Here is a 17,867-nt window from a genome sequence, read left to right as displayed (position 1 = left end):
TGCATCGCTTGCTCGACATTAAGTGTTGCCAGATTTTTCTTGATCGGTCTGAGTCAATGGTTGAGTTAGTAAAGCAACGAAAGCAAAAAGAAGCGCTGGAAGTTTTTTCCACCAAAAAAGGGGCATTAATTCTGAATGAGTATTAAGCAATAGTCCGGACAGTTTTTATATTGCCCAATGGCTTAGGCTCGCTTGACTTCGCAGCCCCTGTGGATAATTAAATCAATGTCAGCTCCACCCCTGACTTACATTTAATTCGACTTTTTTAGGCTCCTTGCCCCGCGTAAGCTTGTAGAATCGTTCCAAAAACTGTCCGGAGTATTGATTAAGGATTAAATAACTACTTTGGTGAAAAAGAGCCGGAAATTATTGAGACTGCAACTTCCCACGCAGAAGTAAACAACTAATCAAGGAGTAAAAAGTTAAATGTCGCAAAATATTATTCGGCTTAGTAAAGTAGTTCCCTTGGGCTTCTGCTCCATTTTTTTGTTAATGATTAGCATCGGATTAGCCACTAAATTGAGTATGGATAATTTAGCCGAAGCTATTGAGTTGCAAACGCACACTTATGTAGTTAAGACAAATTTGCAAGCCCTAGAAAAAAATTTAGTGGATGCTGAAACAGGACAGCGCGGGTTTATATTCACTGGTAAGGAGGAATTTTTAGGACCTTACAAAAAGGGGACTGTCGCCTTTAATCAAACAGTAACTGAGACAAAAGAGTTAATAAAAGATAACCCTGAACAAATTAAAAAGTTGGAGGAACTTGAAAATATTGGTCAGCAAAAACTAGAGGAATTAGCGGAAACTATATCCCTGAAAAGGGCTGGCAAAGAAACAGAGCTAAGAGCATTGGTGATTTCAGGTAAAGGCAAGATATTTATGGATGAAATCAGGGATAAGCTGGCAGAAATGCTTAAGGTAGAAGATGCTTTACTGGTTCAACGAACAAAATTAGCAAAACAGTCGGAGCAATTAGCGACGATTGTTTCTATAGGAGGTACGGTTCTTGCTGTAGTATTTGGTTCATTTGTGGTATTATTTATTTTTGATAAAATTATCCGACCAATCAATCAGGTAGCAAATACGATCGCCAGTTCTTCCACAGAGATTGCTGCCACAGTTGAACAACAGGAACGCACAGCCGCACAGCAATCTAGCTCTGTCACTCAAACTACCATCACAATGGATGAGTTGGGCGCTGCTTCCCAACAATCAGCCCAGCAAGCCCAAGCTGGTGCGGAATCTGCACGGCAAGCTTTACAGATAACTCAAAAGGGAACCCTAGCAGTGGAGCAAACCCTGGAATCGATGACAATATTGAAAGAAAATGTCGGGGCAATCGCGGCACAAATTCTGAAATTGAGTGAACAAACCCATCAGATTGGCAATATCTCTACTGATGTCACAGATTTAGCCAATCAAACAAATATGCTGGCACTAAATGCCTCAGTAGAAGCGGTGCGGGCGGGCGAAAACGCCAAAGGTTTTACTGTCATAGCCACAGAAATCCGCAAACTAGCAGACCAAAGTAAGAAATCTTCCGAGAAAATTAATCGCCTAGTTGATGATATCAAGAATGCGATAAATTCCACCGTAACGGTGACAAAGGAAGGGACTAAAACAGTAGAAGAAGGAACCAAAATTAGTCAAGAAACGGCAGCAGCTTTCTCGGAAATAGCAAATGCTGTTAACAATGTGGTATTGAACAATCAACAAATTTCTCTAACTGCTCAACAACAAGCAGTGGCTATTAAACAAGTAGTGGATGCGATGAACAGCCTCAACCTATCTGCCAAAGAAACCGCTAGTGGTATTACTCAAACCAAAGTAGGCACTCAACAATTGAACGAGGCAGCCCAAAATCTCAATTCAATTGTCTAGTTCTCAGTGTTTTGGGCTAGCAGACGAGCAATTGATAGCACTGAGTCATGAATTGAGATCGCTGCCCTCCCAGCCCAGCTTGTCAAACAGTCGGCATCCAAGTCAAAGTGTTCGCAGGCGATGGTATCGCGACAGCCAGGGCGAGGGACTTTCTGCCCTTAAATAAACTGCGATCGATAACTCCTGACTCGTGTTCAATAATGAATGCGTGTATCCGTGACTTCCATGTCCTCCCTTTCTTCAACCACACCTAAAATTGGCAAAATGTCAAGGGATTCGATCGACTTTTCCCCACCTTAGCCACCAAGTCCCAAACCAGATTTAGCGCCGGAAATAATTCCCCAAATCTCTTGCCACAAACGGCCACATCCGTTGTAATATAGATGTAAGTAACAGCCCGTTAAAGTAATCAACAAACAATTAAGCCGCTCAATATATTCACGCTCCAACTAGCGATGAGTTGTATTTAGCGTGCCTATTAAAGAGCGATCGAAGCTCCTCACACACCCCCAATATTCAGGAAGAATCATGCCATCAAGATCCGCCAACGATGTAGACGTAGCAGAGCAATATTGGCACTACCTAGAAATATCCAAGGTTGCAACTATCTTAGAAACCAACCTGGAAAGCGGTTTAGAACCGACAGAAGCCAACCATCGCCAACAGAAATTCGGGCCAAACGAACTAACGGTTAAAGCAGGGAAACCAGCCTGGTTAAAATTTATCCTGCAATTTAACCAACCCCTCCTGATCATCTTACTGAGTGCAGGTTTAATCAAAGCAGTGATTGGAGAATGGCTCAACGCTAGCGTAATTTGGGGCGTAACAACCACCAACGCTACTATTAGTTTCATCCAAGAAGCTGGAGCCGAGAAAAAAATTGAAGCCCTAGCCCAAGCTGTCACCACCGAAGCCACAGTCATTCGGGGCGGCAAAAAATTAAGAATTCCCTCCAAAGAACTCGTTGTCGGCGACTTAGTAATCCTGACTTCCGGCGACAAAGTACCGGCAGACTTGCGCTTAGTGAAAGTGCGCGACTTGCAAATCGACGAATCGGGACTCACCGGGGAATCAGTTGCTGTCGAAAAAGAATTAGGACAATCGGGAGACTTGGTTCTGCCACAAGAAACGCCACTAGCAGAACGGGATAACATGGCCTATGCCGGCAGTTTTGTAACTTTTGGCCAAGCTAGCGGCATCGTAATTGCGATCGCCAATAAAACCGAAACCGGCAAAATCTCCCAACTATTAGATCGGCACATCGACCTCACCACCCCCTTAACCCGCAAATTCAACCAATTCAGTCAAAACTGGCTGTTATTCGTGTTGGGAATGGCAACCTTGACCTTCGCCGTCAGATTGGGGCGGCCAGTCCCTCCGGGAGTTTCAGCCTTTAAAGAAGCAGTCGAACCCGCAGTCGCCCTGATTGTCGGCGCAATTCCCGAAGGCTTACCCGCCGTCATCACCGTCACCCTAGCCGTAGGCGTTTCCCGGATGGCAAATCGCCACGCGATCGTCCGCAAATTGCCCGCAGTCGAAACCCTCGGCGGCGCTACAGTCATCTGTTCCGACAAAACCGGAACTTTGACGGAAAACCAAATGACGGTGCAAGAAATCTATTCTGGCGGCGAATCCTACTCGGTTACGGGTACGGGATACAGCCCCGAAGGTGAAATTCAACTCAACCAACTGCCAATTACTGTTAGCCAAGCTCCAACTTTGCAAGAATGTTTGCAAGCTGGACTGCTTTGCAACGACTCTCACTTGGAATTCAAAGATGATGATTGGATAGTCGTCGGAGATCCGACAGAAGGAGCGTTAATTGCTGCAGGCAAAAAAGCTGATTTGAGTCAGCAAACTTTGTCCAAGTCAATGCAGCGCCTGGATTCAATTCCCTTTGAATCTCAGTTTCAATACATGGCGACGCTGCACCGAACTCCCGCTGGCAAAATTTTGTACGTCAAAGGTTCCGTAGAATCAATTCTCGGCCGCTGCGGTTCCAGTCTCGATACCCAAGGAAATCCGGTAGAAGTCGATCGGACACAAATTCACCATCAAGTCGATGAAATGGCAAAGCAAGGCTTGCGCGTCTTGGCTTTCGCGAAAAAGCCAGTACCCCAAAGCCAAAATTCCGTCGATCACTCGGATTTGGAGTCAGGGCTGATTTTCTTGGGACTCCAAGGCATGATCGACCCGCCGCGGGCAGAAGCGATCGCAGCCGTCCAAGCTTGTCAAACCGCCGGCATCCAAGTCAAAATGATTACCGGCGACCACATCGCTACAGCCAAGGCGATCGCCCGCCGCATGGGATTCCGCAAAACTAAACACCACAGAGAACTTGTAGCCTACACGGGTGCTCAACTCGCCGCAATGACCAAGCAGGAACTCGGCGAAGCTGTAGAAGCCGGCTCAGTTTTTGCCCGCGTCGCCCCAGAACAAAAACTCCGCCTCGTAGAAGCTTTGCAACTTCAAGGCGAAATCGTGGCGATGACGGGAGACGGCGTTAACGACGCGCCGGCGCTGAAACAAGCGGATATCGGCATTGCGATGGGCAGCGGTACGGAGGTTTCTAAGGAAGCCGCCGACATGATTCTTACCGATGATAACTTTGCGTCGATCGAATCTGCTGTCGAAGAAGGGCGATCTGTTTACAAAAATCTGCTCAAAGCAATCAGCTTCATTCTCCCAGTCAACGGCGGGGAGTCAATGACAATTTTGCTCAGCACGCTCCTAGGTCGAGAATTGCCGATTTTGTCGCTACAAATTCTCTGGCTGAATATGCTCAACTCGATCACCATGACTGTGCCCCTGGCTTTCGAACCCAAGTCAGCGGGAGTCATGAAACAGCAGCCCCGACCAGTAAACGAACCTTTCCTCACCGGAAATCGGATCAAGCGGATCATCGCTATTTCTCTTTACAACTGGACTCTGATTTTCGGGATGTTTGAATGGGTACGCCAAGCTCCTTGGGGAACCTTGGAACTGGCCCGGACAATGGCGATTCAAGCTTTGGTAATGGGAAGAATTTTTTACCTGTTGAGTCTCAGCCAGTTGTTGCCTTCTTTGATTGCTAAATTTAGCGGTTCTAAGGAAGAAGTTAGCGGCGCTCCCGCCCTGGGTGTAGGAATTGTCCTGGCGGTGATTTTGCAGATCATCTTTGCTAACTCTCCGTTTGTCAATCGCATATTTGAGACGGCTCCGATGAATCTGGATCAGTGGTTGATTTGCTTCGGTGTCGCTCTGCCCATGATCGGTGTTGCTCTCTCCGTCAACCGCTTTGACCCGCCCAACTAAGCTGCTGCCCAAAAGTGCGATCGAACTTGTAGGTACTTCCACCGATTAGTAATTTCGGGTGTTGAGAAACCCGGTTTCTTGAAGCAACCGGGTTTCTCTGTTTTACAGAAATCGAACCTCAAAACCCAGGTCATATCATATCCGTTAAATTACTTAGGATTAAGCGCCAATTTTAGTCCATCAATGAAAACCAGTTAACCCTTTGAAAACAGCCGAACCGTATAATGTTAATTATTTCTGTATAAAAGACTACAATTACCCTAAAAAAAATAGATATATATTAACAAAGTAAATGTGCGGTGGCTGCGATGTTTGCAAGTTATTGACAATAGATTTGAAGGCTGCCCGATCGCCCTTCGCTACAACCTTTACTCAGCAAGTCTTGGTTTGCACCAGTTTTGATAAGCAAACCAGATCGCCCGAACCAACGGTTCGTTATCGATAGCGTGATCCTAAAAGATTTACTTATCAATCAAATTTAATAATTGTTTTAGAATTTCTGCAATAGTACGGTAGAGTTAATTATCAAGCCAAGAAAATGTGCTGCTCGCTTTTTGGGAGATCGCACCGCTGGGCCGATCGTCGAGATATTGAGTTAATCAAAAGTGTAAAATCAGCAGGGATAGTTTAAAGACTTATGCTAGCGATAAATCTTTTGCTCCCTCCTGCGAACCAGCGCTCAAAACAGTTCGCTAAATTCCATTAACGAACAGAAAAAAAGCGCATTGATAAACTTCAGTGATGTCGTTACAGAAGATTATGAATTGCAGCGAGGCTAGACTATGACAAAATTTTCAGAGCAATTTTCTCGGCGTAAATTTATCGTTACAGCAGGTGCATCTGCCGTCAGTTCAATACTGCTCAAAGGCTGTTTGGGAAATCCTCCAGAACCCGGTGCCACTGCCGGTGCTGACGGCGCGATACCCGCGGCTACCTCAGTAATGGCTGTTGCCAACGAGAAAAGAGTCGAAGGAATTGAAAGCACTAAAATCACATTGGGATATATCCCGATCGTCGAAGCAGCACCTTTAATCATTGCCCAAGAAAAAGGCTTTTTTGCCAAATACGGCATGACTGAGGTAACAATTGCGAAGCAAGCCAACTGGGGCTCGGCCAGAGATAACCTAGAAATCGGCTCTGCAGGCGGCGGCATTGACGGCGGCCAGTGGCAAATGCCGATGCCTTATCTAATTAGTAAAGGCCTGATTACCAAAAACAGCGCCCAAATCCCGATGTATGTTCTAGCCCAGTTGAACACTCAGGGAAATGGAATTGCGATCGCGGCCAAACACCAAGGCAAAGGCCTCGGACTTAAACTAGATCAAGCGGCCCAAGACTACATCAAAGGCCTCAAACAAGCAGGCACGCCCTTCAAAGCAGCCTACACTTTTCCCAAAGTTAACCAAGACTTGTGGATTCGCTACTGGCTGGCAGCTAACGGCATCAATCCCGACGCAGATGTCGAACTGCTAACAGTACCGGCCGCCCAAACTGTCGCCAACATGAAAACCGGAAGCATGGACGGTTTCAGCACCGGCGACCCGTGGCCGCTGCGGATTGTCAAAGAAAACATCGGCTTCATGTCCGCCCTGACTGCCGAAATCTGGAAAGATCACCCAGAGGAATATCTAGCAATTCGCGGCGACTGGGTAGACAAACACCCCAAAGCCACCGAAGCCATACTCGCAGGACTAATTGAGGCACAGCAGTGGTGCGACAAGCCCGAACATCGAGCCGAATTGGTCGCCATTGTTTCTGGCAAAAATTTCTTTGACGTATCTCCCGCCGTTTTGACGCCTCCTTATGAAGGCAAGTATGTTATGGGCGACGGCAAACCAGACATCAACGACTTCAAGAGCAGTCCGCTGTACTGGAAAGACGACATCGGCAACGTTTCTTATCCCTACAAGAGTCACGATTTGTGGTTCTTAACCGAAAGCGTGCGCTGGGGTTTCTTGCCAACAAAAACCTTGGCAGATTCTAAGGCAATCATCGATAAAGTCAACCGAGAAGATTTGTGGAAAGCCGCAGCAAAATTAGCCGGAGTTGCTGAGGCTGAGATTCCGAAAAGTACGTCTCGCGGCATTGAGAAGTTCTTTGACGGCAAAGAATTTAACCCGGAAAATCCAGAAGCTTACATTAATAGTTTGGCAATTAAAAAAGCGTGATGGGGTCTTAGGTTCGAATAATTGAGTCTCGAAAAAAACAGCAGAAATATAGGAGATTAACAAGATGGCTGTCAGCGCAAATCGGAGAGGCGGAGTCGATGCCCAAGGAGCATTGGGCGAATTTTGGAAGAAGAATTCCCCGAATATCTTGCCACCAATTTTGGGAGTAATTGGATTTCTGTTAGTTTGGCAGTTCCTGTCGAGTTTGGGAATTATCAAATTGCCCGGGCCGATCAGCGTTTGGACTGACGAACGGACGCGGATCTTGTTGATGTATCCTTTTATGAACTCCAAAACCTACGGAGTAGGCTTATTTTGGCAGACTTTGGCTAGTTTGGAACGGGTGGCAAAAGGCTACACTCTCGCGGCCGCTGTGGGAATTAGCATGGGAGTTGTGGTAGGTACGAATCCCTTCTTGAACAAGGCTTTAGATCCGATTTTCCAGTTTTTGCGGATGGTGGCGCCTTTGGCTTGGGTGCCGATCGCCCTGGCTGCACTGCAACAAAATGAACCTGCTGCTTTGTTCGTGATTTTTATCACCTCAGTTTGGCCGATTTTAATCAACACGGCTGAAGGTGTTCGCCAAATTCCCGACGACTATAACAACGTGGCGAAAGTGCTGCAACTTTCTCGTCAGGAATATTACATGAATATTTTGTTTCCGTCGGCGCTTCCTTATATCTTCACAGGATTGAGAATTGCGATCGGTTTGGCTTGGCTGGCGATTATTGCTGCGGAAATTGTGATGTCTGGGATTACGGGTATCGGCTTCTTTATTTGGAACGCTTACCAGCAAAACTACATCAGCGAAATTCTGTTAGCGGTGTTCTACATTGGGGCTGTTGGTTTGTTGCTCGATCGCATGATGGCTTGGTTGCAGCAAAAGATTGCTCCTTCTCAAGGCAAATAGCTAACTCGATGGGTTAAGGGTTGACGGTTGACGGTTGACTGTTACAGGAATTACAAACTCCGAGGCTCAGAAACCAGTTTTTTAAACTATTGTTGAGGGATTAAACAAAGTATTTTGGTTAGTTTAAAGACCAGTGTTAGGCATCCAGGAATGTATTAACTATTAGCTGTTATATATCAACAGCGAACAGTCCACAGCCAACAGCGAACAGTCAACAGTCAACAATCAAAAGTCAATATCTAGCAAAATAACAAACCTACAAAAAAGGCAAGAAAATCATGTCTGTTTTGATTGCAGTAGAACAAGTCGGAAAAGTATTTAATTTAACAGACGGCGGCACATACATAGCCCTCAAAGGCATCGACTTAGAAATTAAAAAAGGAGAATTTATCTCCTTAATCGGACACTCCGGCTGCGGTAAATCTACGCTACTAAATATGGTGGCAGGTTTGGATATACCCACAGAAGGATTGGTGACAATTGAAGGGCAAAGAATCACCCAGCCCGGCCCCGATCGCATGGTAGTATTCCAAAACTATTCGCTGCTACCTTGGCGGACGGTTAGAGAAAACATTACTCTAGCTGTAGATTCGGTGATGAGCGGCTTACCCAAGGCCGAACGCCTCGAAATCATCCAAAAACACATCGATATGGTGGGCTTGACGCCCCACGCCGAGAAGCAACCCGCACTGCTGTCGGGGGGACAAAAACAGCGCGTGGCGATCGCCCGTGCTCTGGCCCTGCGCCCCAAACTGTTACTCTTAGACGAACCCTTCGGCGCTTTGGATGCTTTGACTCGCGGCAACTTGCAAGAAAAGTTGATGGAAATTTGCCAAGAGTACGAAATCAGCGCCCTGATGGTAACGCACGATGTGGATGAGGCCGTGTTGCTGAGCGATCGCATCGTCATGCTCACCAACGGCCCAGAATCGAAGATTGGCGGGATTCTCGAAGTAGACATCCCCCGCCCGCGCAAACGGATGGAAGTCGTCTCACACCCCAGCTACTACGCTCTACGTAGCGAAATGATTTACTTCCTCAACCAGCAGAAGCGGGTGAAAAAGCTGCGGGCGCGGAAAGTACCCGCGATCGCCCGCCACGGCCTAGAAAAAGTCAACCTCGAACTCGGCTTTATCCCCCTAGCAGCCTGCGCTCCCCTAGCCGTCGCCAAAGAAAAAGGCTTGTTTGCCAAACACGGACTCGATGAAGTCCACCTCGTGCGGGAAACAAGCTGGCGCGGCATCGTAGACGGCATCGCCGCAGGTTACTTAGACGCAGCTCAAATGCCCTCTGGAATGGCGGTGTGGTTGAGCTTGGGGGGCCACCAAGAAAAGCCAATTCCGACGGTTACAGCTCTCACCATGAGCCGCAATGGCAACGGAATTACTCTCGCAAGGCGCTTTTACGACCAAGGGATCTACACTCTGGCAGACTTTAAAAAAATGCTCCAGAGAACGCCCGCGCAAACGCACCGTATGGCGATCGTTCACCCTTCTTCGATGCACAACCTGTTGCTGCGTTACTGGCTGGCTTCCGGCGGCATTGACCCGGATCACGATGTGTTGCTGAAAAATATCCCACCGGCTCAGATGATCGTTGACTTGCAGGGCGGCACTATTGACGGTTTCTGCGTCGGCGAACCTTGGAACTTGCGGGCCTCGATGGAAGGAGTCGGCTTTACGGTGGCGACAGATTTGGAACTGTGGCCCGGACACCCCGCGAAAATTCTCGGAGTTCGGGAAGACTGGGCAAATGCTTATCCCAACACTCACATTGCTCTAGTCAAAGCTTTACTGGAAGCTTGCCACTATTGCGCCGATCCAAATCACGCCGCCGAGGTTTCGGAAATAGTCGCGGGAAGGGAGTACGTCGCTACTGATAAGAGTTACATCCAACTAGGCGACCCGAAATCTTCTGCTTGCAACCTCGATACTCCGATGCGGGAATACGCCCACCACTTGTTTTCTGGAGAGGGGGTGAATCGCCCAAGCCGCACCGAACAACTCTGGCACATGGTGCAGATGGCGCGCTGGGGCGATACTGTGTTCCCGCGCAACTGGGTGGAAATTCTGGAGCGGGTGGTGCGAGTCGGTGCGTTCAGCACGGCGGCGCGAGAGCTGGGGATGGCTGATATTAATTACACTCGCGGTTCTCTAAGCTTGTTTGACGGCTCGGTGTTTAATGCTGACGATCCGATCGGCTATCTCAACAATCTGGCGATTAAACGCGATTTCACGATGGCTGAAGTTGTACTCGATTCCGGCCGTAGAGCTGCTTAGAGCGGTTTTTTGTGCGATAAAAAGAGGGTAATTGCTAATTGTTAGTTGTTGGTCTTTAGCTGTTAATTGCTAGTGAGCAATTCCCTCTTCCTCACCTCCGTTACATCCGTTAAATCAGTTGCCGAACTTCCTTCTTTCTTTGCGAATCACCCACTCACAATTTCCTAAACCCATGCTCAACACCACTAAAAACCAGACGAACACCAAAACTCCAATCCAGCGGGGAAAAGGCCGCCGCCAACCTTTTTTGGTGATCGACAATGTTTACAAAGAATATCCAAACGGTTACAGGGCTTTAGAAAACGTCAATCTGAATGTAGCTGAGGGAGAGTTTATTACTTTGATCGGACACTCGGGCTGCGGCAAATCAACACTGTTAAATATGGTGTCGGGTTTTAGCCATCCCAGCCAGGGCACCGTGTCGATTAACGGAGAGCGGATTACGAAGCCGGGCCCCGATCGCATGGTGGTGTTTCAGGGTTACGCTTTGCTGCCTTGGCGGACGGTGTTTGAAAATGTTTATTTGGCCGTTAATGCTGTATTTCCGAATAAGTCGAAGGTGGAAAAAAATGCGATCGTCAACGAGCATTTGGCGATGGTGGGATTGACAGAAGCTGCCCAGAAAAGACCGCCGCAAATTTCGGGGGGGATGAAGCAGCGAGTTTCCATCGCCCGCGCCTTGGCAATTCGCCCGAAAGTGTTGATTTTAGACGAACCTTTTGGTGCTCTGGACGCAATTACTAAGGAGGAATTGCAAGAAGAGTTGCTGAAAATCTGGAACGATCACCGCTGTACGGTGTTGATGATTACTCACGATATTGACGAAGCGCTGTTTTTGGCCGATCGACTGGTGATGATGACTAATGGCCCGTCGGCGACAATTGGCGAAGTTTTGGAGATTCCTTTTCCGCGTCCGCGCGATCGGGTTCAAATGATGGAAGATCCGGAATACTACAATTTGCGGAACTACGCCCTAGATTTCCTGTTCCGTCGTTTTGCACACGATCACGATGCCTAATCGGTTGGGAAATCAAAGTTAAAGAGGAGAATTATGAGACTTCTCGAACAAGTTTAATTCTTGTGCGGAGTAGGGGTTGGGCATCCTGCCGGCCCAAGACAAGCTTTTTTGCAGAAGTCTATTGCAAAGTTTAAGCCCCAGTGTTCCCCGATGTCAGGGGAACATCGCTGCGGGCGCAATTTTCCCGATCCGGTTGGGTAAACTGAAGCTTAATGGTGGACGAGAAGTTTTTTCGGACGTTCGGATCTTTTTCCGATATTTTACGTCTACCAGCGAAGAGACCCGATTGCCTAGCTGTCGGTAAGCTGGCATGAACAGAGCCCACCTTCGATCCGAGGGTGGGCTTCTTCTTGATGTTATTAACCGTTTGTGGGCGATCGGTGGTTGGTGCATTCCACCCTTGGAACTGGCACACTGCAGGAACGTTTATCGGTGTTTCATGGATTAAGGCTGTTGTCAATATAGCGGTTTTCAGTGGAGTGAAGTACAGACGATCGGGTAGGGAAACGGCTGATCCTAAGTCCGGCGCTGGGATTTGCGACTTTTAACCATTGGTATAACAGTGATGATTGTAGCAAGACTTTTTAAATTTGTATTACTCAGGTTTGCACGGAAAACTCCTCTGGGTCAATATCCCAATTTACCCAGCGAATTGCTTCTTTAGCCGTTAGCGAAGCCCTCGAAGAGGATCGCACATCAGACGGCACTCGCAAAGCGTGAATGTGTCCCGTGCTCGGACAAGTCATTTTTAACAGATAAATTGGCTTTGCATTACCCTCGTCATCAAAATCATCGTCAAACTCGATGCTTAATAAAGTGTATTCCTGCCAACTATCTAATTCTGTCACCTCTAATTCTTGAATTATGCGATCGTAAGTAATTCCCTGAATTAACGCGCGCCGAACTTCTGCATTCTGTTCCTTCAACACCCACTTAGACTGCCACTGGTGCGGGTGCAGCCTACCGTACCATTCGGGCAAAATCACGCCGTGATAGGCGTAAATCGAAACACCGTCGGCCAATTGTACCGCTGGTTTTCCTTCGGCGTGCAAGCGGTGGTTGCTGTCTGCGGAAAGTGCGATCGGCTTGGAGCAGACAATGCAAAATTTTGCATAGGGATAAATCAAGCCGCAATCCCGGACAATGGATTGAAAAACTATCCAATTTCTGCGGTTGGAATGAGGTAAATTTAGAACCGAAATGCAAAAATCCAACAAACTGCCAAATGATTTCCGGTGCTGTTTTGCCGATCGCACTGTAAGCGGATTTAACTGTTTCCTCCGCTTGCGAGCGATTTATCGGGCCAGTGGAAAGCGATCTCGCTCTCCACTTTGCGCGATAAACTGGAATCAAAGCTGCTTGTTCTGGCGTCAGTTTTTTAAGCTTAGTCTGCGACAGATCTCCAACCTTGTGGCTCATATTCCCGCTGAATTCGCACCATCCAATTACCTTCGGGAATTGCGATCGCATGGTGTTCTTCGTGACTCAATAAAGCTGTCGGTGACAGCACACGCAAGTACAGAGTGCCGTCTTTTTCGTACAGTTCAGCTTGTCCCTCAATAATCTGGTGACAATGGCCGGTGACTTCACCTTCGGCGAGAGTTAGGTGAGATTTTTTTTCTCCTTCGATTTTCGGTACGGGAGTGAGAATTACGTCGCCTTGTCGGATGGGTTGCATAGGTTTTTTGTAAATTTTGTTTTCTGGTGTCGATCGATCGAGCTTTTATACCAGAACTTAATACTACATTCGTAATACACGAGTGTCAACAGCCACCAACCACATTCGATAACTCTTTGCTGCACTCACAGGGGTTATCTTGGAGTGTGAAAGTCGCCTGGGTGAGGGCGGGTTTATAGATATTGTCGATGTGAATGAAAGATTGTTGGTGAAACCCGCCCGTACAAATATTGTGGTTAATTTATGGAATCAGTTATTACTTGACCTATTTGGCCTTGCAACCTATCTCGTGTGTGTTGCTAAGGTTGCTGTCATGGCACGACCTCCTTTAACTATATTTATAGCAATTTGAATTCGCACAAGTTTGCCAGCACATTGGTATGGTGGGTCTGAGCCATAAAACTTGTTTACATCGAAACAATCGATTTCTGACGCAGCATACAAGTTGATTTAACTATTATATTATCCTTGAAATGTGGCAACCGAAACCCGATCGCGCCCTGCTTCTTTCGCCCGATAAAGCGACTCATCGGCCATCGCAATTAGCTCCCCCGGCTGCGACTTCGCCCCCGGAATGCAGCAAGCTACACCCAAACTCAGCGTTACATATTCGCTGACAGCAGACTTATCGTGAGCTATGTGCAAACCCCGCACCTGTTGTGCGATCATTTCAGCTACGGAAGTGGCACCTTCAATATCGGTATTCGGCAAAACTACTACAAATTCTTCTCCACCGTAACGCGCTACTAAATCTGCCGCTCGCTTTACCGAATGCTGGATCACCGTCGCCACTTGCCGCAAACATTCATCCCCCGCTTGGTGCCCATAAGTGTCGTTGTAAAGTTTGAAATAATCAATGTCGCACATAATTAAAGACAGCGGTGCTTCTTCCCTCGCCAAACGCCGCCATTCCGTATCAAGGTATTCATTAAAAGAGTGGCGGTTTCTGACCTCAGTCAAACTGTCGTAATTTGCCAAATACTGCAAGGCTCGATTCACTGTTTCTAACTGCTGTTTCTGCTGTTGCAACTGACGGTTGAGCTCCGCCAACTGCTGTTCGGCTGAGTGCGATCGCAACAAATTTCTCACCCTCGCCAGCAATTCCCTCTCGTCAAAAGGCTTAGAGATATAATCGTCAGCACCCGCATCCAAACTTTCGATCCGAGCTTCCATCCCCGATCGCGCTGTCAAAAAGATTACCGGAGTAGATTTCAATTCTGGCGTGTTCCGAATCTCCTTGAGCAAATCCAGTCCGTTTTGTCTGGGCATAATTTGGTCGCTAACAATCAAATTGGGCTGCAAACTTTTGGCTTTTTCTAAACCTTCAACCCCGTCACTCGCCACGGCGACTCGATAGTACGGAGTTAATAAAGTTTGGAGGTAAGCTAGCAGAAAATTGTTGTCTTCTACTACCAGCAACAGCGGTAATTCTCTACTGTCACTTGTTAATTGTTCCAGATAATTTTTGTCGTCAAAACTGTTAGGTTCCGGCAGCAGTGCCGGGGGTGCGATCGCCCGGATATTTCCCGAACCCCACTCTCCGGAGCCGAATCCAGTCAGTCCAGCCAATTGGGCGATCGCGCTCACCAACTGATTCGCTTCCACCGGCTTGGACAAATGCCTCTGAAACCCCGCCTCCAGCGCGAAGGCCGAATCTTCTTCCTCAATCCCTCCCGTCAGCGCCACGGCCGGCAGCAGTTCCCTGTGCTCGGACATTTCCATTGCTCTGATGCGGCGGATTAAATCGCAGCCGTCGGCTCCCGATACCGTCATATCGCTGACCAACACGTCGGGGCGCGACTGTTGCAACTCGGCCATCGCTTCGGCGGCGCTACCCACCGCTGTTACCTTGGCTCCAAATGCTTCGAGGCCAGTTTTGAGAAATTGCCGGATTTCGGCGCTGCTTTCCACCACCAGGACTTGCTTTCCCGCTAGGGGTTTGGAAACCGATCCGGGTCTGCTTTCCCTTTGGGCGATCGCAGCAGTGCGATCGTCGGGTGCATTTTTGTTGGCAATCGGTAGCAGCACCCCAAAGGTCGCCCCCTGACCGAGGCCGGGACTCGAAGCCCAAACACTTCCCCCGTGCAGTTCCACCAACTGTCGCACAATTGAGAGTCCGAGCCCAAGCCGATTTTGTTCCTTGTTCTGGAAGTTGTCTGCAGGGCGGAAGTAGTCAAAGATGTGCGGCAGAAATTTGGGGTCGATGCCGCAACCACTGTCGCTGACCCGAATCAACACGCCCGACTCAGTAGGCTCGATCCGCACTTGAACTGGGTATGGTGTCGATTCTGGGGTGAATTTGATGGCGTTGGCCAGCAGGTTCCAGACTACTTGCTGCAAGCGTTCTGCATCTGCTAAAACGTAGCTGACGGCGGGGTCGAAATGTTTTTCTACGCGGAGGTTTTTGGCATCGGCGGTGGGACGGAGGGTGTCGATCGCAGATTCTATGATAGATGGGAGGTGAACTTCGCCGATGTTCAGGCACACTTTCCCTCGCAGCAACCGCGAGAGGTCGAGGAGATTGTCTATTTGCCGGTTTTGTAATTTGGCGTTGCGCTCGATGATTTCCAAAGCGCGGCTGGTGGTGGCTTCGTTTAAATTGCGCGATCGAGCTAGCTGCACCCATCCCAAAATCGCGCTCAGGGGCGATCGCAGTTCGTGGGAGGCGATCGCCAGAAATTCGTCTTTTGCCCGGTTCGCTTCGGCTTGGGCTGCTTCAACGGCTTTGCGATCGGTGATGTCGAATCCGATCGCCAAATACTGACAGGGTTTTCCCTTGCAGTCCAACAGTGGAACTACTGCTGCGTACACCCAATAATCACTTCCATTCTTGGCTTTATTCTTAATGTCTCCTTGCCAAACTTCACCTTTGGCAACAGTTGACAGCAAATTTTTGATTATTTCCGAAGATTTATATTCCGAATGGAGGATGCCAAAGTGGCTGCCGATTAGTTCGGTCTGGGAATAGTTGGAGATGGAGCAAAGTCGTTCGCTGACATAGTTAATAATTCCTCGCGCGTCAGTCCTCAGCGCCAGTGTCGATCGGTCGATCGCTCTTTTAAAATCTAAACATTCTTGTAGCGACCAATCTAGTTCTTTTGTCGTAGAAAATTGACCGACCCGATCGGGCGCGTTTTGTTGCTGGCGATCGGGCTTATCCTTACTCCGTTGTTGGATTTCCATTGCTTCTATTTTCCCCTGACGGCTGACACCTAATCTACTCGCATCCTGATTCATTATCACAATTTTCTTTCCCGCGCCGGCGCGTGTAATATTTTGTATCTCTTCATCTTCCTGAAAAATTGGCAGGTACCACTTCCAATCGGGAGTCACCTCAATTTTTGTTTATAGTTGGCTAAAGTTTGTCAATCTGAGGACTGATTTTTTCAGATCTAGCCGCTTATCGGCTGCTAGCTCATTTTTTTTATCTTTGTATCTTTTATATTTTACTAAGGGGAATCACTGAGAAATTTATGGTGTGGAGCACACACCGACAGTTGCATTGTTGTTTGAAACGGATATCATAACCGTCAACTTTTTTCTCACAATTACTCCTAGTATCTGGCACAAAGTCTCGTCTTCGGCAGGCTTTCGCGTCTGTGGCATTCTGCCTCATCTCCACTGAAGGAGATATATGTGCAGGGCTAGACAGTTCCCAAATCACGGGCGGGTTTGGGCGCACAAAGTCCCTGTCTGGCGATCGTCCATAACTTCTTTTAAATTATTTTCTTCAACATCTTGACAGGTCTGTATATTTTTTGTATTATCAAATGTAATATGCCTTCAGAGAAGACAACCGGCAAACTGCCTTGACGCACTCAACTATTAACAATTTGAGGAAAATCGTCTGTGAATTTAGACGCTGTACGCGAGCAATTTGAACAAAGAGCCTTTGATTATGACGGCTTAATTCCTCGCCTCATTCCGCGCTATGGCGAGCAACACGATGTAATATTGCAGCTAATCCCTTCTGAAACTAATGCTAACATAAAAGTTCTGGATTTAGGCGCGGGAACTGGCATACTGTCGGCTATGATTCTGCAAGCATTTCCTCAAGCAAAAGTCCTAGCCTTTGACATCGCCCAAAATATGCTGAAAACTTGCCAAACTAACTTGTCCGCTTTCGGAGAACGGCTGACCTTGCAGCAAGGAAACTTTGCCGAAGATGATTTCGGCAGCGGTTACGATTTAGTAGTTTCAGGCTTGGCAATCCACCACCTCGACAGCGCAGGTAAACAACAGCTATTTCACAAACTTTTCCACTCTATGAATCCAGGGGGAATCTTGCTAATTCGAGATATTGTGACAGGTGCTACTCCTCGGCTGACTGAGCAATACGAACAGTTGTGGCGGCAGTACATGAAAGCTAACGGAGAAGACGATGCAGCCTGGTTTCAAAAATATCGAGAAGAAGATATTCCCTCCTCTGTGGAAGAGCAGACAAAGTGGCTTGCCGAAGCTGGTTTTGCCGACGTCGGATGTCACTGGCGCTATCTCAACTTTGCTATTTTTGGCGGAGTTATCCCAAGGTAGAAGACCTGCGACCGAATGTAGAGTTTTTGATAATTATCAAAAGATAAACCTCGTGAAAAATCGCACACAGAAAATTTTTTATTCCCGGAAGTAGAACCTAATT

General features: G+C 47.7%; 11 protein-coding genes. 7 read left to right on the top strand and 4 right to left on the bottom strand.

Annotation, left to right across the window (positions count from 1 at the left end; translation table 11 throughout):
* Positions 1 to 426 precede the first annotated feature (426 nt).
* The 6 genes from QUB08_RS02350 to QUB08_RS02325 all read left to right on the top strand — a co-directional run bounded on the left by QUB08_RS02350 (position 427) and on the right by QUB08_RS02325 (position 11,553).
* Positions 427 to 1,884 (top strand): CHASE3 domain-containing protein, encoded by a 1,458-nt coding sequence (locus tag QUB08_RS02350; RefSeq protein ID WP_333223140.1) that lies wholly within the window; start codon positions 427 to 429, stop codon positions 1,882 to 1,884.
* 528 nt (positions 1,885 to 2,412) lie between these two features.
* A complete protein-coding gene (locus tag QUB08_RS02345; protein WP_333223138.1) occupies positions 2,413 to 5,178 on the top strand; it encodes an HAD-IC family P-type ATPase in 2,766 nt (921 codons plus the stop codon).
* 782 nt (positions 5,179 to 5,960) lie between these two features.
* Positions 5,961 to 7,346 carry a CmpA/NrtA family ABC transporter substrate-binding protein gene (locus QUB08_RS02340; RefSeq protein WP_333223136.1) on the top strand — a complete coding sequence of 462 codons (1,386 nt, stop codon included), beginning with the start codon at positions 5,961 to 5,963 and terminating at the stop codon, positions 7,344 to 7,346.
* Positions 7,347 to 7,410: 64 nt separating this feature from the next.
* Complete coding sequence (gene ntrB / locus QUB08_RS02335; RefSeq protein ID WP_333223134.1) at positions 7,411 to 8,256, top strand: nitrate ABC transporter permease; 846 nt, start codon at positions 7,411 to 7,413, stop codon at positions 8,254 to 8,256.
* A gap of 278 nt (positions 8,257 to 8,534) precedes the next feature.
* The gene (locus QUB08_RS02330; protein WP_333223132.1) at positions 8,535 to 10,535 is read left to right on the top strand and encodes a nitrate ABC transporter ATP-binding protein; all 2,001 of its coding nucleotides are present in this window, start codon (positions 8,535 to 8,537) and stop codon (positions 10,533 to 10,535) included.
* Between the two features lie 172 nt (positions 10,536 to 10,707).
* The gene (locus tag QUB08_RS02325) at positions 10,708 to 11,553 is read left to right on the top strand and encodes a nitrate ABC transporter ATP-binding protein (RefSeq protein WP_333223130.1); all 846 of its coding nucleotides are present in this window, start codon (positions 10,708 to 10,710) and stop codon (positions 11,551 to 11,553) included.
* A 130-nt stretch (positions 11,554 to 11,683) separates the two neighbouring features.
* On the opposite strand, the gene QUB08_RS02320 is transcribed toward QUB08_RS02325, so the two are convergent.
* From QUB08_RS02320 to QUB08_RS02305, 4 genes are all read right to left on the bottom strand, one after another.
* Entirely contained in the window at positions 11,684 to 12,013 is a 330-nt protein-coding gene (locus QUB08_RS02320; RefSeq protein WP_333223128.1) for a hypothetical protein, read from the bottom strand.
* A gap of 139 nt (positions 12,014 to 12,152) precedes the next feature.
* Entirely contained in the window at positions 12,153 to 12,680 is a 528-nt protein-coding gene (locus QUB08_RS02315) for a DUF6745 domain-containing protein (protein ID WP_333223126.1), read from the bottom strand.
* 257 nt (positions 12,681 to 12,937) lie between these two features.
* On the bottom strand, positions 12,938 to 13,231 hold the full coding sequence (locus QUB08_RS02310) for a hypothetical protein (protein ID WP_333223124.1): 294 nt from the start codon (positions 13,229 to 13,231) through the stop codon (positions 12,938 to 12,940).
* Positions 13,232 to 13,693: 462 nt separating this feature from the next.
* Positions 13,694 to 16,564, bottom strand: a complete 2,871-nt coding sequence (locus QUB08_RS02305; RefSeq protein ID WP_333223122.1) for a diguanylate cyclase — start codon at positions 16,562 to 16,564, stop codon at positions 13,694 to 13,696.
* 516 nt (positions 16,565 to 17,080) lie between these two features.
* Between QUB08_RS02305 and QUB08_RS02300 the strand changes: the two genes are divergently transcribed.
* Positions 17,081 to 17,764: a class I SAM-dependent methyltransferase gene (locus QUB08_RS02300; protein ID WP_333223120.1), complete on the top strand. Its 684-nt coding sequence runs from the start codon at positions 17,081 to 17,083 to the stop codon at positions 17,762 to 17,764.
* Positions 17,765 to 17,867 lie beyond the last annotated feature (103 nt).

This window comes from Microcoleus sp. BR0-C5 (genome assembly GCF_036705045.1).
Taxonomy (GTDB): domain Bacteria; phylum Cyanobacteriota; class Cyanobacteriia; order Cyanobacteriales; family Microcoleaceae; genus Microcoleus.
Note: the sequence above shows the minus strand (reverse complement) of the source record. Positions and strands in the feature narration are given on the sequence as shown.